A 22,394-nucleotide genomic window follows, 5' to 3' on the forward strand; every position below is an offset into this window, starting at 1 on the left:
GCTAACGCCGCAAGCGGCGAAATTCTACTAACGATTTCTTTATTCGACCGTCGAGCGCCGATAGTGGCTGGGCGGCAGCGCGTTGTATTTCGACCAGACGCGCCGCATGTGCCGCGGCGAGGCGAAGCCGGATTTTTCCGCCACGCTCTCCATGTCCAGCCTGGAATTGGCGAGCACGTCGCGGGCCAGGGTGACCCGCATCAGATTGACATAGGCCGTCACCGACAGGCCGGCATGCTCCTGAAACAGCCGCGAAATGTGGCGTGCGCTCATCGCGCCGATGCCGGCAAGCTCGGAAAGCGACCAGCTGTGGGCCGGATCGGCCATGATCGCATCCTGAACGCGATGGATGGCGGGGTGCACATGGTTGCGGCCGCTAAGCCAGGGCGAAAGCTGCGGCTCGGCGCCGGTCCGTCGCATGTAAACGACCATGTGCCGGGCAATGGTCAGCGCCGTCATCGGCGAGGTCAGCTTGGAGGCGAGGTGCAGCATCAGATCGGTGCCCGTCGTGATGCCGGCGCTCGAATAGCGATCCCGATCCTCGACATAGAGCCGGTTGTCGAGAACCCTTGCAGTCGGCGCATGTTCCCGGACCTCGTCGAGGCAGGCGGCATGCGTGGTGCAGGCATAGCCGTCCATCAGGCCGGCCCGGGCCGCAAGCACCGCTCCGGAACAGATGGTGACGAGGGTGATGCCCGGACGGATCGCGCGTTTCAGCCAGGCGGCAAGCGTGGCTAGTTCCGGTTCGATATCTTCGGTATCGTCAGGCGGCGTGACGCTGCCGGACAGAATGACATAGGCGCCATCGGGAATGTGATCCGGCAAGGGCTTGAGTTCGGCCAACATCAGCCCGACCGAGGTCGTCTGCGATGGTTGGGCGGCGACGAAGCGATAATCGAACAGGACGTCCTCCTGTTCGATATTGGCGCGGCGCAGCACCTCCACCGGCCCGGCCACGTCCATCAGCAGCGTATAGGGCGGCAGAAGCACGTAAACGGGAATGATCCGCCGATGGAGGCGCCGGCCGCTTTGGGTCATGCGGCACTCCGGATCGATGTATCGGCAAGCGCTTCCTCGACCGTTGCGATGCGGGCGAAACGGCCCGACAGCACCAGCTCGCTGCGCTTCTTGATATCGTCGGCGCTGAAGACCGTGCCCGACGCATGCGTCATCGGGAAGGTCAGCGTCGCCTCCGTGACGTAGTCGACCTCATAGCCGAGGTCGGACGCGTGCCGGGTGGTCGTTTCGCAGCACTGCTCGGTGCGGATGCCGGAGACGATCACCTTGCGAATGCCGTTTGCTACCAGCCAGACATCGAGGCCGGAGCCGACGAGCGCCGAATGACGGCGCTTGTGAAACACCGCATCGGCCTCCAGCGAGATTTCGTCGAGCTTGCGCACATAGCCGCTCTTCAGGCTGAAATGCGCGTCTTCGTCCGCAACATGGAAAATCTGGACGACGGGAATGCCTTTCGCCTTGGCTCCGTCGATCAGCGCCTGCAGGCGGCTCGTGAAGGCAGGCAGGTCGTCGGCACGCCAATAAGGGCGCTGGCGAAAGGATTCCTGAACATCGATGACGAGCAGTGCGGTATCGGCATGGGACATTTTCGTATCTCCTGTGCTTGAAGGATAGCCGAGACTAGGCAACGTAGGAAAGCTTCGAAAGCCATCTGGCAGACAGAAAGGGGACAAATACGGACATAGCGCGACGAGCCATGTGCGCCGCCTTCACGCGCGCAGGCTCCTCTCGGGCGTTGCGCCTTCAGAAATGGCCGAATAAGGTTGGCGCCGGTTTCGTCCGGAGCGGAATGACCGTTGTTTCGCTTTGTCCACCGCGTTCACAAAGGATCCCGCCGCAAGGGCCATGTCGCGATCGTCGCCATGCTGCCGTCTGTTCGGGATGATGCTTCAGGAGAGAGAGCATGCTGCGTTTCGGAATTCTGTCGACGGCGAAGATCGGCCGCGATCTGGTCGTCCCCGCCATTCAGGATGCGGAAAATTGCGTCGTCACCGCAATCGCCAGCCGCGATTTTGATCGCGCCCGGCAGATGGCGGACCGCTTTTCCGTGCCGCATGCCTTCGGCTCCTATGAGGAGATGCTCGCCTCCGACACCATCGACGCCGTCTATATTCCCCTGCCGACCTCTCAGCATGTCGAATGGACCATCAAGGCGGCGGACGCCGGCAAGCATGTGCTTTGCGAAAAGCCGATCGCGCTCAAGGCGGATGAAATCGACAGCCTGATTGCCGCCCGTGATCGCAACAAGGTGCTGGTGATGGAAGCCTATATGGTCGCCTATGCGCCGGTCTGGCGGAAAGTCCGCTCGTTGCTCGCCGATGGCGCCATCGGCCGCCTGCGCCATATCCAGGGCGCCTTCACCTATTTCAACCGCGATGCTGGCAATATGCGCAATATCCCCGCTCTTGGCGGCGGCGGCCTGCCCGATATCGGCATCTATCCGACAATCAGCACCCGTTTCGTCACCGGCCGCGAACCCCTGCGCATTCAGGCGGTAACGGAGCGCGATCCGGAATTCGGCACCGACATCTATTCCAGCATCAAGGCCGATTTCGGCGACTTCGAGCTTAGCTTCTACATCTCGACGCAGATGGCCAATCGTCAGGTCATGGTCTTCCACGGCACGGAAGGCTTCGTCGAGGTGAAGTCGCCCTTCAATGCCGATCGCTATGGCGCGGAAGAATTGGAACTGACCAATCGCAACCACTCGGAATCGCAGATCTTCCGCTTCCCTGACAGCCGCCAGTACAGACGCGAGGCGGAAGCCTTCGCATCCGCCGCCCTCGGCAAGGGCGCGGAAATCGTGCCGCTCGAAAGCTCGAAGCTCAACCAGAAGGTCATCGACGCCATCTACCGCGCCAGCGAAAAGGATGGCTGGGAGCCGGTCTGACCGGCTTCCCCATCTCATTAGGCAGCTCCAAACGGAAAGCCGCTGTGCACATTTCCCGGGTTTACTTTAGGGATTTTGCCGGTGGCGGAAGACGAAGCGTGAATAGCCGAAGAAGCTGAACGCAGTTGCCGCCGCCGAAGCCAGCGTCAGGGCGATGATCGGCCGCAGCGACGGTTCGGTCATCAAAAGCGAGCTGAAGAGCGCATAGTTCAGCAGCGCCGAAGTCAACCCGACCGAACCATAGCGGAAACCTTCCGCGGCCAGCGACCGGTCGGAGCGGCCGAAGGTGAAGTTGCGGTTGAGCACCCAGGTGGCGAGCAGCGCGCTCGGGATCGAGATGGCCCGGCCGACGAAGGGGCCAAAGGGCGTGAACCAAAGCAGGAGATGCAACACGCCGGCATCGACCGCGAAGCCGACGCCGCCGGCGATCAGGAAGCGAAAGAGCTTCTTCATGCAGCCTTCGCCCTTTTCTTCCGGCTTGCGGGCTTTTCGAGCTCGGCCATGTAGACCGTACGGTCATCGCCAACCTCGCGCGACGACGGCTTGGCCAGGCTCATATAATGGATACGCAGCTGTTCGGCGCGGGCGCGTGCGACCGAGTCGAGGATCAAGCCGGCCGTGAACAGCATGCAGGCAATCATGGTCAGGGCCACGGAGAGGATCCAGCTCGGCAGGCGCGTCACCAGCCCGGTTTCGAAATATTCCACAAAGACTGGGATCGAGAAGCCGATGCTCATTTCCATGGCAATGACGCCCAGGATGCCGAAGAAGGCGAAAGGCCGCGTTTCTTTCATCAGCATCGCGAACATCCGGAGGATCTTCCAGCCGTCACGGAAGGTGGAAAGCTTCGAATGCGAGCCTTCCGGCCGCCGGCCATAGTCGAGTTCCAGTTCGCTGACGGGCAGTTTCAGCCGCGAGGCGTGAACCGACATTTCCGTCTCGATCTCGAAGCCGCCCGAAACGGCCGGGAAGCTCTTGACGAAACGGCGCGAAAAGGCGCGGTAGCCGGAGAAGATGTCGGTGAAATCCGCACTGAAGATACTGCGATAGAGCCAGTTGAAGATACGGTTGCCGAAGGCGTGGCCCTGGCGGCCGGCATCGTTGTGCACGTTGCGGCGGGTGCCGACGACCATGTCGGAGCCTTCGGTCAAAAGCGTGCGGATCAGCTCTTCTCCATCCTCGGGCGCATAGGTGCCGTCGCCATCGGCCATAAGATAGATATCGGCTTCGATGTCGGCGAACATGCGTCGTACCACATGCCCCTTGCCCTGCCGGCGTTCGCGCACGACGGTCGCGCCGGCGAGCATGGCGTGCAGCGCCGTGCCGTCGGTGGAATTGTTGTCATAGACATAGATGCTGGCTTGCGGCAGAGCCTTGCGGAAACCGCGCACGACCTCGCCGATCGTTGCAGCTTCGTTGTAGCAGGGCAGCAGGACGGCGATGTTCAGCTTCTCATTCCACATGGTCTTGGCCGGTTCCTACGCATGAAATCAAGTGGAGGCCCGATGGACGATCCGGACGAGAGCTTATCGCGCCGGCTGTTAATAAGACCCTATGGTTGCGAGGGAAAAATGGCCGGAAATCGCGCCTGAGAAAACATTATCGTGATGAATACCGCCGTCGACGCGCGCTTTACTTTTTTTTGATGGGCAGGCGTTACCTTGTTCTCCCGAATATCTTTCAAATACGGGGTTTATCTGTATGACGCAGACGCTGGCACTGTCGTCCGAGGCAGTCGGAACGACAGAGAAGAAGGCACCATTGCGCCGGTCGCTCCCCGTCTTCGTCGCACTCATCTATACTGCCGTCATCATTGTCGCGCAGCTTGTCTTTCATCGCCACGTCACAGACTATGTCGGCCCCGACAATGACGACGTTCTCCGTCTTGTGGAGGTGCGTGACCTCCTCGCCGGTCAGGGCTGGTTCGACATGATGCAATACCGCCTCGGCCTCGATGGCGGGACGCTGATGCACTGGTCGCGCTTTATTGATCTGCCGATTGCGAGCCTCATTCTCTTTTTCCGAATGTTTTTCGCGCCAGAGGGCGCGGAGGCGGCGGCGCTGACCGTCTGGCCGCTCATGCTCATCCTGCCGCTGATGTTTTTCATGGGCCTAGCAGGTCGCCGCATGGCCGGTGTCGAAGGCATGCATTTCTCGCTGATCCTGACGGCGTTTTTCGTATTGCTCTCGCCGCGTTTCGTGCCGGGATCCATCGATCATGACAACGTCCAGCTCTGCCTTGTGGCTTTGACCGTCGCCATGCTGGTCGATGAAAGCCACAAGCCCCGCAATTTCGCCATCGCCGCGGTCGCGCTTGCCATCCAGCTCGGAATCGGCGCGGAAACGACGCCATTCGTAGCTGTCGTTTGCGTGGCCGTCGCCTGTCTATGGGCTTGGGACGGCACGCCGTTCGCCCCGGCTGCAAAGGCCTTCGCCCTGACGCTTGCGGTTGCCGTCAGTGCCGCATTCTTTTCGCTGGTGCCGCCGCGCTTCTATTCGATGGTCACCTGCGACAATCTTTCGCTCGGCTTCTACGCCATCACCAGTGCCGGCTGCGTCGGATTGCTGCTGTCTGCAGTCTTTGCCAGCCACTTGCCTCGACCCTGGCGTATGCTCGTGTTGGCCGCCAATGGTGCGCTCGTCTTCGCGACGACAGTCGCGATCGCACCGCAATGCCTGCGCAATCCGCTTGCCGATCTGGACCCCATGCTGGTCGATCTTTGGCTCAGTAGAGTGACGGAGGCGCAGTCGATCTTCTCGATCGCGCGCACGCAGCCGGATATGCTTGGCGCATTCTACGCGACGAGCTTCATAGCGATGGTCGTCTGCTCGTTTCGTATGCTGCGGGGTGATCGGACCCGCCTCCATGCGGTCCTTATGGCCTTGATTGCCGTCAATTGGATCATCACGCTCGTGCAGGTGCGCGGCGCGGAATTCGCCACTTTGTTGGCGATCCCGCCGCTGGCGCTTCTGATCGCCGAGCTGCGCCGGGTTTCGGCAGCTGACACGAAGAATATCAAGGCGGCCTTCTTCTATGTGGTCACGGCATTGGTCTCTGTACCGGCGGTATGGGCCGTCGGCGGCGGGGTTATCGCCAATCGCTCCATGGCCTCGCCTGCCAAGGCAGAGGAAACGACAGATTGCATATCGAAGGAGGCGCTGGCGCCGATCGCCGGCCTGGAGCCCGGCGTCGTGGCGGCTGCATCCAACATGGGAGCGCCGATTCTGCGCTTCACACCGCACCGGGTCCTCTCCGGACCTTATCATCGCGACCCGGGCGGGATGCTGGCCGAATTGAATATCGGCCTTGCCCAGCCGCAGCAGGCGGAAACGCTTCTGCGGGATTCGCATGTGACGCTGGTCGCCTTCTGCAAGGGCGATCCCCAGGTGGAGCTCCTGTCCGAGCGGAGCCCGCAGGGATTCTACGCCCAGCTCAGCGCCGGCCGTGTGCCCACCTATCTGGAGCCCATTGCCGCATCGACCAAGCCTGAAGTTCAATTCTTCCGTTTCAAGCCGCAGGAATAATCTGGAGCGGTTCAGCTTTTCATGGAATCTTTGAGCCGCTCTATCTGTTTGTTTTCACGCAATTCCGGACGGAAAACCGCTCCGCATTTTTCCTGGATTTGCTCTAGGCGCGGCGGCCGTGTTCCATCATATCGACAGTCACGAGATAGCCGATGAAGCCGAGGTTGTAGCCGCCAAGCGCGATGAACAGCGTCGTCAGCGATGGCGGAGCGGCGGACAGGACGACCGCCGCCATGAAGGCGATGCTCACCAGAGCCACGCCGAGCAGCGCGCCGATCGTCGAGCGCTGCAAGCCGGCGGCAATTCCGATGATCGTGGCGGTCGCGAATATCATCGCTCCATATCCTCTTTACCAAGAACCAGTTTGCACAGTTTTACGCGCGGATGGCTAAGAAAGGCTTTGTCCGTAGGGTTAACGCTTGATGAAACGATAAGCTCCGCGCCCTTTATGGGACATGCAAACGAGGTGGCAGTACCTTAAATATGCACACAATCCGTTCCTTGGATCGATTCAGACTTAAGGGGTATGCACCAGGCTCCGCATTTACCGCGACATCGGGTAGAAGGAGGATATGAGCAGCTTTTTTGAGAATGATTCGCCTTCGAACCTGACGGAATATTCCGTTTCGGAATTGTCCGGATCGATCAAGCGCACCGTCGAGAATGCGTTCGATCAGGTGCGCGTGCGCGGCGAAATCTCCGGCTATCGCGGGCCGCATTCCTCGGGCCATGCCTATTTCTCGCTGAAGGACGACCGCTCCCGCATCGATGCGGTGATTTGGAAAGGCACGTTTTCCAAGCTTAAATTCCGCCCCGAAGAGGGGATGGAAGTCATCGCGACCGGCAAGGTGACGACCTTTCCCGGCTCGTCAAAATACCAGATCGTCATCGAGAGCCTGGAGCCGGCCGGCGCGGGCGCCTTGATGGCACTCCTGGAGGAGCGCAAGCGCAAGCTCGGTGCCGAAGGCCTGTTCGATGCCGAGCGCAAGCGCAGGCTCCCTTTCATGCCAAAGGTGATCGGCGTGGTTACCTCGCCGACCGGTGCCGTTATCCGCGATATCCTGCACCGCATCTCCGATCGCTTCCCTGTGCATGTGCTGGTCTGGCCGGTCAAGGTGCAGGGGGAGGGCTCCGGCGACGAGGTGGCCAACGCCATCCGCGGCTTCAACGAATTCGCGCCCGGCGGCCCGATCCCGCGTCCGGACGTGCTGATCGTCGCCCGCGGCGGCGGCAGCCTCGAGGACCTCTGGAGTTTCAACGACGAGGCTGTCGTCCGTGCTGCTGCCGCGAGCGAGATCCCGCTGATCTCTGCCGTCGGCCATGAGACCGACTGGACCTTGATCGACTATGCCGCCGATGTGCGAGCTCCGACGCCGACGGGCGCCGCTGAAATGGCCGTGCCCGTCAAAGCGGAGCTTGAGGCACAGCTTGCAAGCCTTGCCGCTCGCTTGCAGGGCGGAGTGGGCAGACAGATGGATCAGCGGCGGCAGGCGGTGCGCGCGTTGCTGCGGGCCCTGCCTTCGCTCGATCAGATCCTTGCTTTGCCGCGCCGTCGTTTCGATGAGGCGGCCGCCGGTCTTGGCCGCGGACTTGAGTTGAACACGCTGAACAAGCGCCGCTCCTTCGAGCGCACCGCCTCGCAGCTGCGGCCGGATATCCTGTCGAACCGGATCGCCGAGCGCCGCCAGCAGCTCAATGAGCGGATGATCCGTGCCGAGCGCACCATCGAGCGCATGCTCGACCGTTCGCGTGCCCGCATCGAACGTGCCGATGCCGTCTTCGCCACGCTGCCCTCGCGCCTCGAAGCACAGACCGGCCGCGCGCGCGATCGTCTCGGCAATCTCGTCCGTCACGCCGATACGGCCATCCGCCATCAGCTGACCCGAGCGCGTAGCGAGCTTACGGCGCAGGAGCGTATCCTGCAGTCGCTCTCCTACAAGAACGTGCTGAAGCGCGGTTATGCCGTCGTACGTGACGAGAACGACCGCCCGGTTTCGCTGGCAGCAGCACTTTCGACGGGCACTGCCATCTCGATCGAATTTGCTGACGGTCGCATCGGTGCTGTCACGGGCGACGATGCCACTCCGCCGTCTTCGTCCACGCCGTCATCAGGCGCATCGCCTTCGAAGAGGCGCGCTGCCAAGCCGGTAGAGCCCGCCGCTCCGCCCAAACAGGGAAGCCTTTTCTGATGCGCATTCTGCTGGTCCTGGCCCATCCTTTGGAAGATAGCTTCGCTGCGGCTATGGCAAAGGCTGCCCAGGACACGCTTGCCGCCGGCGGCCACGAGGTCGATCTGCTTGATCTCTATCGCGAGGGCTTCGATCCTCGCCTGTCGCAGGCCGAGCGAGGCGGCTATTTCAATCATCCCTATGATACGTCAGGCGTCGACGATATCGTCGCGCGGTTACGCGCGGCCGAAGGGTTGATCCTGGTCTTTCCGCAGTGGTGGTTCAATTTTCCCGCCATCCTCAAGGGCTTCTTCGATCGCGCCTTTGCGCCGGGCGTTGCCTTCACCCATGATCCGGCCGGCGGTCGCATCGTGCCCAAGCTCACCAATATCCGCCTGTTCTGGGCTCTGACGACCACCGGTTCGCCCTGGTGGATCGTGCATCTCTACATGGGCAATCCGGTGCGGCGCCTCCTGAAGCGCGGCATCGCCGCCTTCTGCGCCAAGCGGTTGAATTTCCGTATGCTGGCGCTCCATGACATGGACCGCGTTACCGATGCCGGGCGCAAGGCGCATCTTGCCCGCATCAGGAATGTGCTGGCCAATATCCGATAGGGACTCGAGACGCACCATTGTGATGCCCAGTGGATGAGCGTCATGGCGGCCATCTTGATTCCGCTTTCCAGATCTGAGAAGCTTGCATCGTCTGAAACAGGTTAGGTTGGTGCGGTTGGCCCAACCCCCGCTTTGTGCGGGTCCTTCCACTACTTCGGTAGCGGCCCAAGACCTTCAACGTGTCGCAATCCCGCGGGCGAACGAAAGGACTTGGTTATGCAGCAGCAGATTTCCGTTATCACCATCGGTGTTCTCGATCTCGATCGGTCCAAACGCTTCTATGTGGAAGGGTTCGGCTGGACGCCTGTCTTCGAGAATGAGGAGATCGTCTTCTACCAGATGAACGGCTTCGTCCTCGGCACCTTCAAGCTCCCGTCGCTGGAGCAGGATATGTGCCGATCAGGCCTGAAAACGCCCGGCGCCTTTTCGTTGGCGCATAATGTTGCGACGCGTGAGGATGTCGACACCGTCATGGATCAGCTGGTGCTGGCGGGCGGGAGCGTGCTTCGCAAGGTTGATGCGCCTCCGCATGGCGGTTTCCGCGGCTATGTCGCCGATCCCGACGATCATGCCTGGGAAATCGCCTGGAATCCCTTCTGGCCGATCGATGAAAACGGCCTGGTGACGTTCGGCATCTAAAAGCAAAAAAAGCGGGCTCATAGCCCGCTTTCCCTTCTCCGAGATTGCCACCAGTTACGGCTTAGGCCCATTCGCCCTTGCGCATGACCGGCACGCGCGAGCCATCGGCATTGATGCCGTCGATGTCGACCTTGTCGGAGCCGATCATCCAGTCGATGTGAATCAGGCTGGAATTGCCGCCCTGCGCTTTGATCTGCTCCTGGCTAAGCGACGCTCCGTCGATGAAGCACTTGGAATAGCATTGGCCGAGCGCGATGTGGCAGGAGGCATTTTCGTCGAATAGCGTGTTGTAGAACAGGATGCCGCTCGCCGAAATCGGCGAGGAATGCGGCACCAGCGCCACTTCGCCGAGCCGGCGCGCGCCCTCATCGGTGTCGAGCACCTTGTTCAGCACTTCCTCGCCACGCGTCGCCTTGGCCTCGACGATGCGGCCATCCTCGAAGCGCACCTGGATATTGTCGATCAGCGTGCCCTGATGCGAGAGCGGCTTCGTGGAGGAAACATGGCCTTCGACGCGTAGCGCATGCGGCGTGGTGAAGACCTCTTCCGTCGGGATATTCGGGTTGCAGGTGATGCCGTTTTTGGCGGTGGAAGAGCCGCCATGCCATTCATGGCCGTCCGCAAGCCCGACCGTCAGGTTGGTGCCCGGTCCCTGGAAATGCAGGGCGGCGAAGCGCTTGCCGTTCATCCAGGCCGAGCGCTGGTGCAGATTGGCGTTGTGTTCCGCCCATGCCGCGATCGGGTCTTCGACATCGACGCGCGAAGCCGAGAAGATTGCCTTTGCCAGCTTGGCGACCGCGATCGCTTCCGGATCGTTCGGGAAGACCAGCTTCGCCCATGACGGGTTCGGATAGGAGACGATGTTCCAGTTGGTGTCGAAATTCGAGATCTTTTCCAGAGCCGGCTTGTAGGCGGCCGAGTTGGCGCGATTGGCGCGCGCCACCTTGTTCGGGTCCTGGCTGGACAGCAGCATCGGATTGTCGCCGGAAATCGCGAGCCGCGCCGTGTTGCTGGAGAAGGCCTTCGCCATGCCCTCATAGAGCCAGTTTGCGGCGCGGTCGAAGCTGGCATCATGGCCGTATTCGTAGCGGGCGAGCGTGGTCTCTTCGTCGGAATAGAAGGTGGAGACGAGCCCGGCGCCGGCCTTGTAGGCTTCGCGCGTGATCAGCCGCACCAGCGGCATCGCGGCAACCGGCGCCGTCATCAGCAGATCCTGACCTGCCTGCAGCTGCAACCCAACCTTTACGGCCACTTCCGCGAGCTTTTCCAGCTTGGCGTGATCGACGGGATGATGGTTGGGGGAGGCTGATGTCATGGCAAAACCTGCTTGGCTGATATCGAAGATGGTCTGAAGACTTAGACCGGTTTGCGGCGAAATTGAAGACGCTTTGTCCGATCCTGAAGATCGTCAGGCGATCAGCGGCGCCGCTTTGGCCCGGAGAGCGGTCAAGGCGTCCTGCGGGCTGAGCTTCACCTGCAGCCCGCGCTGGCCGCCATTGATATAGACATAGGTCTCGGTCATCGCCTGAGCCTCGATCGCAGTCGGCACGAGCTTCTTCTGGCCGAAGGGGCTGATGCCGCCGACATGATAGCCCGTCAGGCGCTCGGCATCGGCAGGCTTCATCATGCTGGCGGATTTGCCGCCGAAGGCCGCGGCGAGCTTCTTCATGCTGACTTCGTGGTCGGAGGGCACGACAGCGCAGACCGGCTTGCCATCCACCTCGGCCATCAGCGTCTTCAGGACGCGATGCGGCTCTTCGCCGAGCGCCTCCGCCGCCTGCAGGCCGACGCGTTCCGCATTCGGGTCGTAGTCATAGGCATGCACGGTGAAGGCAACTTTCGCCTGGCTCAGCACTTGCGTCGCGCGGGTAGTCTTTGACATGGGAGCAATATTTCCAGGCGTGCGGCTTTATCCGCGTTGGGAATGAACGCGATCGAGCTTTTCGAGAATGTCCAGAGCACGATCTTTGTCGCCCCTGGCCGCCCTGAGCCGAAACCTTGTCTCGGCGTCGAACTCGGTAAGTGCTTTTGTGGTCAGTTCTTCGAAAAGCTTGTTGAGACTTGTCCCGCGAGCGGCGGCAAGAGCCTTCAGCCGTTCGTGCTGATCGTTTGGAAGGCGAATTGTCAGCGTGCTCATGTCAAAGCTTCCTCCGAATAAGGAACTCACCTGCTGCATGAATTTCCAGTTGCCGAAATAGCAATTCAGCTTGGGCGAAATCTTTCTTGTTTGCCGTTATCAGCGCCGAAGCGCCGCCACCGACCGCGAGTTCGATCAAATGATTGTCTCCTTCGTCGCGCAAGTTTGGGCGCCACAAGTAATATATGGGAATCCACAGGCAGCTTGAAAGAAACGCATCGAGGAGCGCGGTGCGCTCTTCTTTTGAGATGAATCGATTATCGAAAAGGGCATCTCTTCCGCAAACATCCTCGTATTCGGCAAACAAGGCGTTGCTGATCAATGGAACTAGGCGCTCTTCTAGACAAAGGCGGATGACCCGTCGTGGCGCCCCATCGGCGTTCATGATCGCAGAAACGAAAACGTTCGCGTCAATGACAACCTTCATGAGAAAATGATAGCATATATGCTGTCACTTTCAAAGATGTGGCGGCCGATTAAGCCTCGAAGAAGCTCGTATAAATATCGGGCTTGAAACCAATGAGCAACTTGTCGCCTGCCTCCAGGACCGGACGCTTGATCATCGAAGGCTGCGACAGCATCAGCTGAATGGCCTTGTCCTTCGAAAGGTCGGTGCGATCCGCTTCCGGCAGGGCCTTGAAAGTCGTGCCGGCGCGGTTGAGCACGACTTCCCAACCGGCTTCCTGGGTCCAGCGCTCCAGATGATCCCGGTCGATGCCAACCGCCTTGTAATCGTGGAAATCATAGGCGATGCCGTGGTCCTCGAGCCAGGTCCGGGCCTTCTTCATCGTGTCGCAGTTCTTGATGCCGTAAATGGTGATCGTCATGGCGAATCCGTCTCTTGCTGTTCGATAGCGCATAGCATGCGAGTAAAGCCGGGTAAAAGGCGGCCAGACGGCGAAGCGGTTCTCTCATCCGTTGCAGTTGCCGCCAATAACCCTGTAAATATGCGGCGTGCATATTTATCGCGCGGGTTGGAGCATGGCGAGAGACCAGGAAATATTGCGGCTGGAGAACCTTTTTGGCGCCATGAGCCTTGCTCTGGTCGACAAGATGGAGAAGGCCTTTGTTGATGAAACCGGCCTTGGCCCGAGTGCGATTGCGGCGATCGTTCAGATTGGCACCGAGCCTGGGTTGACGATAGAGACCTTGCGCCGAATGATCTCGCTCTCCCATTCGGCCACCGTACGCCTCGTCGATCAGCTGGCGGCGTCCGATCTCGTGCTGCGCGCCGGCGGCGTCGAGGGGGACAAGCGCGCCCGCTCGCTGCAGCTGACCGAGGCCGGGCGGACACTGTTTGGCAAGAGCCTTGCCGCTCGCCGTGCCGTCATCGACCGAGCCTTCAAAGTGCTGAAACCGGAAGAGACCGAGCAACTCGGCCGTCTGGTGGAGAAGTTGCTGCCGGCTTTGGTCGACCTCGGCGACGATCAGGATGTGGTCTGCCGCGTTTGCGATCAGGGTGTCTGCGATCAGGATCGCTGCCCCATCGCCTTCATGTCCTAACCTCAAAGGGGCAGCCTTGACAGGCTTTGAATATATGTGCATTATGCATACATGTATTTTAAGGCGCATAACTTGCGCCTCTTGATGGTCTGAACACCGCCTGCATCGCTTCGATCGGAGGCATGACCTTAGTGGAAAATCGTTGGATTCTTGCCCGGCTACCGGGCGGGGTGCGCGCCGCATTTGTCGGCGCACTGGATCATACCCGCCGCCTCGGCACTCTTCTTCGGGAAGCGGCGGCGATCGCCTTTACCTTGCGCTGCAAGGTGATCGACCGCCGCTAACCACGTCAGTCTTCCAGCGTGCCGGGCTTACGGGCGACAGAGCTTGGCTTGTCGGAGCCGATCTTCATCAGATCGCCGCGCCTGCGCACGAGCCGGTCCGAAACGCGGGTCACGATGAGGCCGGCCTGCGGCGCACGGACCTCGATGGTTCCATCCGGCATGCCGGGTGCGGTGATGATCGTCGCTAGCATATCGCCTTGTGCAACGCGTTCGCCGATATTGCGATGGAAAAGCACCGCGCCGGCCTGGGGAGCGCGGATTATCTCGACGTTGTCGAGTGGAACTGCCGGCCCGGCAAAAGCTGGGAGATGAACGCTGTCGCCGCGCACGGCGCCGCGCGCCGCGAGAAACCGCCAAAGCCCCTCCGCGTCTTGCTTCGCCATCTCGGCATAGACGTCGCGCGTGCCGCGCAATTCGACCGTCACCGACAGCTTGCCCGGCAACTTTACCTTCTTCTCGCCTGGCACTTCGTATTTCCAGGCGAAGCTCACGGCTTCCTCGAAAGCCGAGCTTTCTCCATCCGAAAGCAGCACGGCATCCATTTTCAAGGCGGCCGCAAGATCGGAGGCCTCAGGCCAGAAGGCCTCGTCGATATAGGCATATTGCAGGGATTCGTCGTCGCAATGGAGATCGATGACCAGATCGGCACCGAGCGCCATATGGATCAGCTGACGCTTCAGCCGGTCGACGGCGGAATAGCGCTCGAGATTTTCGGTCAGGAGAGAGCGGTCGCGGAGCGAAATCAGCGGAAAATCGCGGTTGAAATTGGTGCGCGATCCCAGATCGAAGCGGCCTTGCATCTCGCCGAAATGCGATTGCGCCGCCCCGATCGGATTGGCATGCGGCACCACGACGATATCGCTCAGGATGGCGCCTTCGGTCTCCGCCTGCCGCAGTCTCTCGCAGAGGAAGTGGACGAGCGCCGTCCCCGGCAGCTCGCCGGCATGAAGTGCAGCCTGGATGTAGATCTTCGGCGCACTGGCATCCTTGCCGGCGAAATGCAGAACCGGCAGCCGCCACGCAATGCCTGGAGTATCGCCCTCGATGACGATTTCGGTGATATCCACGTAAGGGCCTCCTCATGATGATGATCGGAGACCCATATCAAGCCATCGCTGTCTTCCGCAACAATTGCAGCCGTTTGACCGCATGGAGCAGCCGGTCAGGGGCCGCGATGTCTTCGCAGACCGAGGCTTAGGAGAAGGCTGAGCAGCACGGCGCCGACGCCGAGCGAGAAGGGGGCGGCATAGCCGAGATGATCGGCGGCGATGCCGGCGATAGGACCGGTTGCGCCGAGCGAGACGTCGAGAAAGATCGAATAGAGCCCAAGTGCGACGCCGCGGTTCTGCGGCGGGATGCGCACCATCGCCTCATTGCCAAGCGCCGGGAACACCGGTGCGAAACCGGCGCCGGCAAGGGCTGCGCCGATGATGGCGACTGTCGGCGAGGGCGCAAGTGCCAACAATGCTAGGCCGATCACCTCGACGACGAGTGAAATGCGCACCAGCGGCAGACCGCCGAACCGGGCAACGGCTTGCGCAAGGCCAAGGCGAACGCCCATGAAGGCGAGACCGAAGACGCTGAGCGCGAAGGAAGCGCCCTCCCAGCCGCGGCTATGGAAGAACAGGGCGACAAAGGCCATGACCACGCCGAAACCGCTGGAGGCGAGGGCTAGCGCTACGCCGAAAGGCGCGACGCGGCTTAGCACCTGGCCAGTGCCGATACCCTTTTCCTTCACGCCTGGCACGGGCGGCCGGGTTTGCGCCAGCATCAGCCCGGCGATGGCGAGGAGGATCGTGACCACACCTATGGAAGCGAAGCCATATTGCCCCTGCAGCCAGGCGCCGAAGGGAGCGGCCAGCGCGATGCCGCCGTAAGTGGCGATGCCGTTCCAGGAGATGATGCGAACGGTCTCGCGCGATCCCATCAGGCCGATCGCCCAGGTGATCGCCGCGGTACTGACCCAGCTTTCGCCGATCCCAAGCGCCAGTCGCCCTGCAAGGAGGAAAGCTAGGCTTGCCGTCGGGACGTGAACCGTAAAGGTGGAGGCGATCGTCAGCATGCCCGAAAGCCCGTAGGCGAGGAAGCCGAGAAGCACCGAGCGGCGCGGCCCGTATTGATCGCAGAGGCGGCCCACATGGGCGCGGCTGATGATGGTTGCCACGTATTGCGTGCTGACGGCGATGCCTGCCCAGATGACGCCGAAGCCGAGGCCGCTGTCGACATAGGTCGGCAGCACGGCGAGCGGAAGGCCGATGGCTATGTAGCCGAAGAATGTCAGTGCAACGATGGAAACGAGAGCCAGGGTCGAGTTGAACCTGATGGTCTGGGAGGCTGTGTTCACGGGATATCGCCTGCAGGCACCGGCAGGAGCGATGCCCAAACTGTTTGCCACGAAAGGTCGAGATTTCGTATCGCGTAGATATGGCGGCGATAACCGAATGGCCGCGCGTCGCCATGAACAACGCGTATCAGGCAAATGCAGCTGAGGTCAACGAATTGCTGCCTTGCAGCAAAATCCGTTGACGGCATGCCGATAATGTGCGTCGAGCCCCAAAAAATCTGTGATGCGGGCGGGGCCAATGGGCAGCCCCCGCCCGCATGAACTCTACATCGTCAAGACGACGCTGGCCGTCGTGCGACCGGCTTCGAGATCCGCATGAGCCCGCGCTGCATCCTTCAGCTCATATTCGGCGCCGATCGGATTGATCAACCCGGCCTGCAGGTGCTCCATCAGGGCCGCGGTGCCCCGGCGGTATAGCTCCGGATCGTTTGCATAGGTCAACACGCTTGGGCGCGACAGGCCGATAGCGCGGGGTGCGGTCAATTCCCCGATTTCGACCGGGGGTATAGGACCGGCCGCCTGGCCGAGGCTCGCGACCATGCCGAAGGGGCGTACGGTGGCGAGCGTCCGCGACAGCATCGTTCCGCCGATCCCGTCGACGGCCAGATGCACGCCGCGACCATCGGCGACGCGGCGGGTTTCCTCTACCCAGTCGTCCGACGTGTGCAGCAGAACCACGTCCGCGCCGGCCTCGTAGGCGAAGCCGGCCTTGGTTTCGGAGCCGACCGTGGCGATGACGTTGGCGCCGAGGCGTTTGGCAAGGCGCGTGACGAGCTGGCCGACACCGCCGGCTGCCGCATGTACCAGAACCCATTCACCCGATTTCAGCGGATAGACCTTTTGCAGCACCATATGGGCGGTAAGCCCGCGCAGCATCGTGCTGCCGGCGACCCGCTCGCTGACGCCGTCGGGCAGTTTCACCAGCCGGCTGGCAGACAGCGTGCGCACCTCGGCATAGCTGCCGAGCGGATGGCCGACATAGGCGACACGGTCGCCGACCTCCAGCTCGCTAACGTCGGAGCCGAGCGCCTCGACGACGCCGGCACCCTCGAAGCCGAGGACGCTCTGACCCGGCGGCAGCGGGTAGAGGCCGGAACGAAAATAGATGTCGACGAAATTGACGCCAGAGATGCTTTGGCGGATCCGGGCTTGGCCGGGGCCTGGTTCGGTGGCGGGGAGATCGACGGCTTTCATGGCCTCGGGTCCGCCGGGGCCGGTAATGGCAATCGCTAGGGGCATGCAGAAGTCTCCTTTCGGGAGATCTTTGACCATAAACCCCGACTTGAATAAATTCGGTATGAACTCACCATATCTGTGCAATAATGCACTGATGATCGATTGGCAGGATCTTCTTCATTTTGCCGCCCTGGCGCGAGCGGGCTCGCTCTCGGCGGCAGCCCGGGAGCTCGGCGTCGACCACGCAACGGTCGGCCGGCGCATTGCTTCACTGGAGCGGTCGCTGGATTTGCGCCTCATAGACCGACGGCCGCGGACTTCGCCTTTGACGGCCGACGGCCGCGCCATCGCCGAGCTGGTGGCCGGCATGGAGGAAAATGTCGAGGCGATCAGACGCTACTCGAAGAGCGCTGTCGCCGGCCTTTCCGCTGCCGTCAAGATCAGTGCGCCGCCGTCGGTCGCCGCCCATCTTCTCGCTCCGAAAGCGGCACTGTTCCGCAGCAAGCACCCGGATATCACCCTCACGATAGCAGGCGTCACCCGCCGCGCCGCGCTCAATCAGGGCGAGGCGGATATCGCCGTGCGCATGACGCGGCCGGAGGAGAGCGATCTATTGGTGCGGCGCATCGGCGTCATGCGCTTCGGCCTTTACGCCATTCCGGCGGTCGCGCAGATGCCGGAGAAGGATTGGGCCTTCATCGGTTACGATATCGGGCTGGAATATCTGACGCAGCAGACCTGGCTGCGCAGTCTGCTGGAAGGCCGCCCAATCGTCTTTCGCGCCACCGATGTCTTCGGTCAGCTCGAGGCTGCTCGCGCCGGGCTCGGCGTCGTGGCGCTTCCGGCCTTTCTGGGTGATGGCGAGGCGGGGTTGGTGCGCCTGCCGGTGGCGATCCCATCGCCCACGCGTGATCTCTGGCTCGTCACCTATCCGGATCTCCGGCGCTCGCCAGCCATCCGCGCAGTGATGGATTTTGTCACCGACATCATCGGTCGAAGCTGCCCCTTGCGCGACGTTGCCGATGCAGCTTCCTAAGGTGCGGTTTTCAGGGCTTATTTTCTTGTTGCAGCGTGACGGCGAATCTCTATCCATAGGTGGATGGGCCATACTTACGGTCGGTGATCGATGACGAAACTGGGCAGTTGGGTCGTGGTGGACAAGGCAGATCTGGTTGCCGGCATATCGGTTGCCGGGCTGATGCTGCCGGAAGCGGTGGCTTACGCAGGCATTGCCGGGCTGCCGCCGCATCGGGCCATTCTCGCGGGCATTGCCGGTTGTCTCATCTATGCCATATTCGGCCGCAGCCGCTTCGCCATCATCTCACCGACATCCTCATCCGCCGCTATTCTCGCCGCAACATTGGCAGTGGTGCCGGGCGATGCCACGATCAAGGCCGGGCTGGCGACGGTCGCGGTGGCGCTGGCCGGCATTCTTTTCGTTGTTGCCGGTGCGCTGCGCCTCGGCGGCATCACCGGCTTCATCTCGCGGCCCGTGCTGCGCGGTTTCGCGCTGGGGCTGGCGATTACCATCATTCTGCATCAGCTGCCGATCCTGGTCGGCGTGCCGGTGCAGGGCTCCAACATTCTGACCTACGCGGCCGCCCTGTTCGGCGCTGTCCTGCAATGGAATCCGATCAGCGTCGCCGTCGGCATCGCGGCGCTGGCGGCATTGTTGCTGCTCAAACGTATGCCGGGCATTCCCGGTGCCTTCCTCGTGCTGGTCGCGGGCATCCTCGCTTCCTACCTGTTCGGCCTTGAGGCGCACGGCGTCAAGCTGGTCGGCACCATCGAGATCCTGCCGCAATGGCCGTCGCTGCCGGATGCCGACTGGACGGCCTATTCACGGTTGGCGCAGTTTACCGTGCCGCTCGTGCTTATCCTCTTTGCCGAATCCTGGGGCACGATGCGGGCCTTGGCGTTGCGCTACGGCGAGACGCTGGAGGTCAATCGCGAACTCGGTGCGCTCGGCGCGGCGAATATCGCGAGCGCCCTTGTCCAGGGCATGCCGGTCGGCGCGGGCTTTTCCGCCGGATTCGCCAGCGAGGCGGCCGGTGCGAAGACGCGGGCAACCACCGTTTTCGCCGCTATCGGTCTTGCTATCCTGATTGCCTGCGCCGGGCCGCTGGTGGCGCTTCTGCCGGAGCCGGTGCTGGCCGCGGTAGTGATCGCCGCCCTGACCCATGCACTCGATCCGAGCCCTATCCTGCGCCTGCGCCGCCTGCATCGCGATTTCTACGTGGCGCTGGGCGCCGCTGTTGGCGTGCTGGCGTTCGGCGTGCTCAACGGCATGCTGCTGGCGATCGCGCTCTCGCTGGCCGCCATGATGCATCGCCTGGCATCGCCCTATGTCGCCCGTCTTGGGCGGCTTGGCGGCAGCCACAATTTTGTTGATGTCAGTCGCCATGGCGATGCGTCCGAAATGCCGGGCATTGTCATCTGGCGCCCAGGCGAAACCCTGTTTTTCGGCAATGCCGATACGATCTTCGGCGCGATAATGTCGGGCAGCCGACGCGAGGCAGGCTTGCGGGCTATCATTCTCAGCCTGGAAGAGAGTTCCGATATCGACAGCACGGCCATGGACGCACTGATGGAATTCGACAAAGCCATGCAGCGCACCGGTCTGCGCGTCCAGTTCGCCCGCGCGCATGACCGCGTGCGCGATCTCATGGTCCTCGCTGGCGTTCCGGACGTCGGCAACCGCTGCAGCTTCAGCGTTGATGACGCCGTGACGGCGGTGATGGCAGATGGCAATCAGCCGAAGGCTTGAGCGTGGGGTTCAGTCGCGAAGCGTCCAATAGCAAAGGTGATCATGTGTCGCCTTGCCGTACAGACTATTGATCAGCACGAAATCGCGCGCGGTCCACGAAACGGGTTCATCGAGCAAGATATCCGGAATGAGGTGCCCTCGATAAAGCAACGTCATATGCGGCTCGACCTGCTTTTCACGGCCTCTCTTGAAGCCCGTAAGCTCGACGGCTTCATCCAGTTCGCGATGGAGCGCTTTCAGCTCCATGTTTCCATTTTTATTCCATAGGACGAGGGGCCGATTGTCGGTATTGCCAAAGCTCACAGCCTGATCGAACGAGACCTGAAACGACTGTCGTCTAATCATCGACGCGGCCTCCATCGCCGCAAACGCCACGTCCTCGGGCAACTCGCGGGCCGGATCGATCTTCATTTGATAGAGAGTGATATGGAAAAGATCCTTGCGCCGCGGCTTTGTTGAAAAGCCGTATTGGCGGCGAAAGATCCCAGCTAGTTCAAAACTGCGCGCTGCGATCTCCGGGTCTGGCAGAATAGCAAAATAGAGTCCGTTGAAAGGTTCTTGATCAAGTGAGGGTGGTGTTCGGCTGCGCGATCCGCCTCCCAGATTGAGCGAGAGTTGCCCATTGTTCTTCATAGGATAGCTCAAAGCCTTGTCGCCTTGCCTCCTCCTGTTTTTAGATCGCTGGATGATAGAATAAAGCAATTGCTAAATCAAGAACAAAACAAGAACATTGGATATAGCTGTGCCTCTCGTCTCATCTGTGCCGCCAAAAAGCGATCGAATAAAACGCCGGCTTAGCCTGTTCATTCCAAACCCGGGCTTTCATGCCCATTCTCACCAACAAGGAATGACGGCCATGTTCACCAGATCTGTCTTTGCGGTTCTTTTTCTCGCTCTCATCGGCTTTGCTCTTGCGTCTTGCACCACTTCCGGCGAGCGCAATTCCGGCGGTGGCATGACGCTGAACGCTCCTCCGACCGGCGGCGGATATTGATATCTGCGCCGACGGTTATCTCAGCGTCGCTCCACCGTCGTCAAAACGGTGAGAATTCTCGTTCGTCGCAAGAAACGGGTTGAATTCGACCGTCTCGAGGACGATTTTCAGGACAAGTGGAAACACAGGAGCTTTCGTCATGAATGCGACAAGGCAGAATTACCTGATCTTCGAAACCGCCGGCGGCTTCTGCGGCATCGCGTGGAGCGATATCGGCGTCATTCGCTTTCAATTGCCGACGAAGGATGCGGCGGCGACCGAGCGCCTGCTTCTGCGCCGCCTGTCGAACCCGCAAGCCGGCACGCCGACGCCTGACGTCGCGGATGTCGTTGCCAAGGTGAAGCGCTATTTCGCTGGCGAGGAAATCGACTTCTCGGGCGTCACGCTCGATCTTGGCGAACAGGATGCATTCTTCAAGCAGATCTACGATGCCGCCCGGCAGGTCGGATGGGGTCACACCACGACCTATGGAACCCTGGCCAAGCAGCTTGGCGCGGGGCCGGAAGCAGCGCGCGATGTCGGGCAGGCCATGGCGAAGAACCCGGTGGCGCTGATCATTCCCTGCCATCGCGTTCTGGCAGCCGGCGGCAAGATCGGCGGCTTTTCCGCGCCCGGCGGCTCCAATGCCAAGGCGCACATGCTCGAGCTGGAAGGCGTCCAACTGGCGCCACCGAAGCCTGTCCAGCAGTCGCTGGCGTTCTAGGCGATCGAGCGGGCAAGGGGGGGCGTCCGCTCGCCCTATTTTTCCGTTGCCCGGCGCGCGCGCGAAAACAACAGCGTATCCTTGTCGTTCAAGCGGATCGGCTTCGGATCGCGATAGCCCGCCTTTTCGGCAACGCGGATCGATGCCGCATTATCGGGTGAGATCAGGCAGACGCTCCGGTCATATTGCGGCCGTTCGTCGAGCCAGGAAGTGGCCGCGGCCAGAGCTTCCGTAGCAAAACCCTTGCCGTGCGCCCAAGCCGCCAATGCCCATCCGGCCTCCGGAATGCCCTTGATCGGTGGCTCCATCACACGATGAAAATCGGCAAAGCCGAGATCGCCGACATAGCGACCGGAAGACTTCTCGCGGACTGCCCAGTAGCCATGCCCGAGAAGCGGCCAGAGGCCATGATAGGACAGCATCCGCATCCATGACTCCCTGGAGGTAGAGACGACATTGCCGAGAATATGCTTCACGACCAGGGGGTCGCTCCACATGCCGGCAAGCGGCTCGAAGTCATCGACCGTATGCCCCGTCAAGATAAGCCGTTCGGTTTCCAGTCGCGGCGGCGAGAGTGTCGGTTCCATGAAGGTCACTTTTTGGGTCTGGCGTCGGGAAATCTGCTGCAGGCG

At 61.4% G+C, this 22,394-nt stretch carries 26 protein-coding genes; 11 read left to right on the forward strand and 15 right to left on the reverse strand.

Annotated elements, in window-relative coordinates; genetic code table 11:
- Window positions 1–39: 39 nt before the first annotated feature.
- Both RHSP_RS02260 and RHSP_RS02265 read right to left on the reverse strand, forming a co-directional pair.
- Window positions 40–1,038, reverse strand: a complete 999-nt coding sequence (locus RHSP_RS02260; protein ID WP_004108105.1) for a GlxA family transcriptional regulator — start codon at window positions 1,036–1,038, stop codon at window positions 40–42.
- Window positions 1,035–1,604: an isochorismatase family protein gene (locus RHSP_RS02265; protein ID WP_004108131.1), complete on the reverse strand. Its 570-nt coding sequence runs from the start codon at window positions 1,602–1,604 to the stop codon at window positions 1,035–1,037. Before RHSP_RS02265 ends, RHSP_RS02260 begins: the two co-directional genes overlap by 4 nt.
- Before the next feature lie 317 nt (window positions 1,605–1,921).
- Between RHSP_RS02265 and RHSP_RS02270 the strand changes: the two genes are divergently transcribed.
- Window positions 1,922–2,908: a Gfo/Idh/MocA family protein gene (locus RHSP_RS02270; protein WP_037149132.1), complete on the forward strand. Its 987-nt coding sequence runs from the start codon at window positions 1,922–1,924 to the stop codon at window positions 2,906–2,908.
- A gap of 66 nt (window positions 2,909–2,974) precedes the next feature.
- Here RHSP_RS02270 and RHSP_RS02275 read toward each other — a convergent pair whose 3' ends face one another.
- The gene (locus RHSP_RS02275) at window positions 2,975–3,361 is read right to left on the reverse strand and encodes a GtrA family protein (protein ID WP_004108135.1); all 387 of its coding nucleotides are present in this window, start codon (window positions 3,359–3,361) and stop codon (window positions 2,975–2,977) included.
- Entirely contained in the window at window positions 3,358–4,371 is a 1,014-nt protein-coding gene (locus tag RHSP_RS02280; RefSeq protein WP_037149135.1) for a glycosyltransferase, read from the reverse strand. The genes RHSP_RS02275 and RHSP_RS02280 overlap by 4 nt, the downstream gene beginning before the upstream one ends.
- A 238-nt stretch (window positions 4,372–4,609) precedes the next feature.
- Between RHSP_RS02280 and RHSP_RS02285 the strand changes: the two genes are divergently transcribed.
- Window positions 4,610–6,433 carry a hypothetical protein gene (locus RHSP_RS02285; protein ID WP_004108139.1) on the forward strand — a complete coding sequence of 608 codons (1,824 nt, stop codon included), beginning with the start codon at window positions 4,610–4,612 and terminating at the stop codon, window positions 6,431–6,433.
- 103 nt (window positions 6,434–6,536) lie between these two features.
- On the opposite strand, the gene RHSP_RS02290 is transcribed toward RHSP_RS02285, so the two are convergent.
- Window positions 6,537–6,767 carry a hypothetical protein gene (locus tag RHSP_RS02290; RefSeq protein ID WP_004108141.1) on the reverse strand — a complete coding sequence of 77 codons (231 nt, stop codon included), beginning with the start codon at window positions 6,765–6,767 and terminating at the stop codon, window positions 6,537–6,539.
- A gap of 238 nt (window positions 6,768–7,005) precedes the next feature.
- On the opposite strand from RHSP_RS02290, the gene xseA reads away from it, so the two are divergent.
- The 3 genes from xseA to RHSP_RS02305 all read left to right on the forward strand — a co-directional run bounded on the left by xseA (window position 7,006) and on the right by RHSP_RS02305 (window position 9,854).
- A complete protein-coding gene (xseA, locus tag RHSP_RS02295) occupies window positions 7,006–8,622 on the forward strand; it encodes an exodeoxyribonuclease VII large subunit (RefSeq protein ID WP_004108144.1) in 1,617 nt (538 codons plus the stop codon).
- Window positions 8,622–9,215: an NAD(P)H-dependent oxidoreductase gene (locus RHSP_RS02300; protein WP_004108146.1), complete on the forward strand. Its 594-nt coding sequence runs from the start codon at window positions 8,622–8,624 to the stop codon at window positions 9,213–9,215. The genes xseA and RHSP_RS02300 overlap by 1 nt, the downstream gene beginning before the upstream one ends.
- Before the next feature lie 216 nt (window positions 9,216–9,431).
- Window positions 9,432–9,854, forward strand: coding sequence for a VOC family protein (locus tag RHSP_RS02305; protein ID WP_004108148.1), 423 nt, complete (start codon window positions 9,432–9,434; stop codon window positions 9,852–9,854).
- A gap of 61 nt (window positions 9,855–9,915) precedes the next feature.
- Here RHSP_RS02305 and RHSP_RS02310 read toward each other — a convergent pair whose 3' ends face one another.
- The 5 genes from RHSP_RS02310 to RHSP_RS02330 all read right to left on the reverse strand — a co-directional run bounded on the left by RHSP_RS02310 (window position 9,916) and on the right by RHSP_RS02330 (window position 12,818).
- Entirely contained in the window at window positions 9,916–11,169 is a 1,254-nt protein-coding gene (locus tag RHSP_RS02310; RefSeq protein WP_004108150.1) for an aminopeptidase, read from the reverse strand.
- Window positions 11,170–11,262: 93 nt separating this feature from the next.
- Window positions 11,263–11,736, reverse strand: coding sequence for a Cys-tRNA(Pro) deacylase (gene ybaK, locus RHSP_RS02315; protein ID WP_004108153.1), 474 nt, complete (start codon window positions 11,734–11,736; stop codon window positions 11,263–11,265).
- 27 nt (window positions 11,737–11,763) lie between these two features.
- Window positions 11,764–11,991: a toxin-antitoxin system HicB family antitoxin gene (locus tag RHSP_RS02320; protein WP_004108155.1), complete on the reverse strand. Its 228-nt coding sequence runs from the start codon at window positions 11,989–11,991 to the stop codon at window positions 11,764–11,766.
- Window position 11,992: 1 nt separating this feature from the next.
- Entirely contained in the window at window positions 11,993–12,418 is a 426-nt protein-coding gene (locus tag RHSP_RS02325; protein ID WP_037149140.1) for a putative toxin-antitoxin system toxin component, PIN family, read from the reverse strand.
- 49 nt (window positions 12,419–12,467) lie between these two features.
- Window positions 12,468–12,818: an ArsC family reductase gene (locus RHSP_RS02330; protein WP_004108158.1), complete on the reverse strand. Its 351-nt coding sequence runs from the start codon at window positions 12,816–12,818 to the stop codon at window positions 12,468–12,470.
- Between the two features lie 154 nt (window positions 12,819–12,972).
- Here RHSP_RS02330 and RHSP_RS02335 point away from each other — a divergent pair, with 154 nt between their 5' ends.
- Together RHSP_RS02335 and RHSP_RS34470 are read left to right on the forward strand one after the other, a co-directional pair.
- Entirely contained in the window at window positions 12,973–13,494 is a 522-nt protein-coding gene (locus tag RHSP_RS02335) for a MarR family winged helix-turn-helix transcriptional regulator (protein ID WP_037149144.1), read from the forward strand.
- Between the two features lie 122 nt (window positions 13,495–13,616).
- Window positions 13,617–13,778, forward strand: coding sequence for a hypothetical protein (locus RHSP_RS34470; protein WP_167332640.1), 162 nt, complete (start codon window positions 13,617–13,619; stop codon window positions 13,776–13,778).
- Window positions 13,779–13,783: 5 nt separating this feature from the next.
- On the opposite strand, the gene RHSP_RS02340 is transcribed toward RHSP_RS34470, so the two are convergent.
- From RHSP_RS02340 to RHSP_RS02350, 3 genes are all read right to left on the reverse strand, one after another.
- Window positions 13,784–14,845 (reverse strand): M14 family metallopeptidase, encoded by a 1,062-nt coding sequence (locus RHSP_RS02340; RefSeq protein ID WP_004108163.1) that lies wholly within the window; start codon window positions 14,843–14,845, stop codon window positions 13,784–13,786.
- Window positions 14,846–14,940: 95 nt separating this feature from the next.
- Window positions 14,941–16,122, reverse strand: a complete 1,182-nt coding sequence (locus RHSP_RS02345; protein WP_004108166.1) for an MFS transporter — start codon at window positions 16,120–16,122, stop codon at window positions 14,941–14,943.
- A gap of 264 nt (window positions 16,123–16,386) precedes the next feature.
- On the reverse strand, window positions 16,387–17,361 hold the full coding sequence (locus tag RHSP_RS02350) for a quinone oxidoreductase family protein (RefSeq protein WP_037149146.1): 975 nt from the start codon (window positions 17,359–17,361) through the stop codon (window positions 16,387–16,389).
- 91 nt (window positions 17,362–17,452) lie between these two features.
- Between RHSP_RS02350 and RHSP_RS02355 the strand changes: the two genes are divergently transcribed.
- Complete coding sequence (locus RHSP_RS02355; RefSeq protein WP_037149238.1) at window positions 17,453–18,334, forward strand: LysR family transcriptional regulator; 882 nt, start codon at window positions 17,453–17,455, stop codon at window positions 18,332–18,334.
- 90 nt (window positions 18,335–18,424) lie between these two features.
- Complete coding sequence (locus RHSP_RS02360; RefSeq protein WP_004108173.1) at window positions 18,425–20,065, forward strand: SulP family inorganic anion transporter; 1,641 nt, start codon at window positions 18,425–18,427, stop codon at window positions 20,063–20,065.
- 9 nt (window positions 20,066–20,074) lie between these two features.
- Here the strand turns inward: RHSP_RS02360 and RHSP_RS02365 are convergent, their stop codons facing one another.
- Window positions 20,075–20,698 carry a 2'-5' RNA ligase family protein gene (locus RHSP_RS02365; RefSeq protein ID WP_037149149.1) on the reverse strand — a complete coding sequence of 208 codons (624 nt, stop codon included), beginning with the start codon at window positions 20,696–20,698 and terminating at the stop codon, window positions 20,075–20,077.
- 223 nt (window positions 20,699–20,921) lie between these two features.
- Here RHSP_RS02365 and RHSP_RS34475 point away from each other — a divergent pair, with 223 nt between their 5' ends.
- Window positions 20,922–21,059, forward strand: coding sequence for a hypothetical protein (locus tag RHSP_RS34475; protein ID WP_157385286.1), 138 nt, complete (start codon window positions 20,922–20,924; stop codon window positions 21,057–21,059).
- Between the two features lie 139 nt (window positions 21,060–21,198).
- Window positions 21,199–21,762: a methylated-DNA--[protein]-cysteine S-methyltransferase gene (locus tag RHSP_RS02370; RefSeq protein WP_004108179.1), complete on the forward strand. Its 564-nt coding sequence runs from the start codon at window positions 21,199–21,201 to the stop codon at window positions 21,760–21,762.
- A 35-nt stretch (window positions 21,763–21,797) separates the two neighbouring features.
- Here RHSP_RS02370 and RHSP_RS02375 read toward each other — a convergent pair whose 3' ends face one another.
- On the reverse strand, window positions 21,798–22,349 hold the full coding sequence (locus RHSP_RS02375; protein WP_004108182.1) for a GNAT family N-acetyltransferase: 552 nt from the start codon (window positions 22,347–22,349) through the stop codon (window positions 21,798–21,800).
- Window positions 22,350–22,394: the final 45 nt, after the last annotated feature.

It is taken from the genome of Rhizobium freirei PRF 81 (assembly GCF_000359745.1).
Taxonomy (GTDB): Bacteria; Pseudomonadota; Alphaproteobacteria; order Rhizobiales; family Rhizobiaceae; genus Rhizobium; species Rhizobium freirei.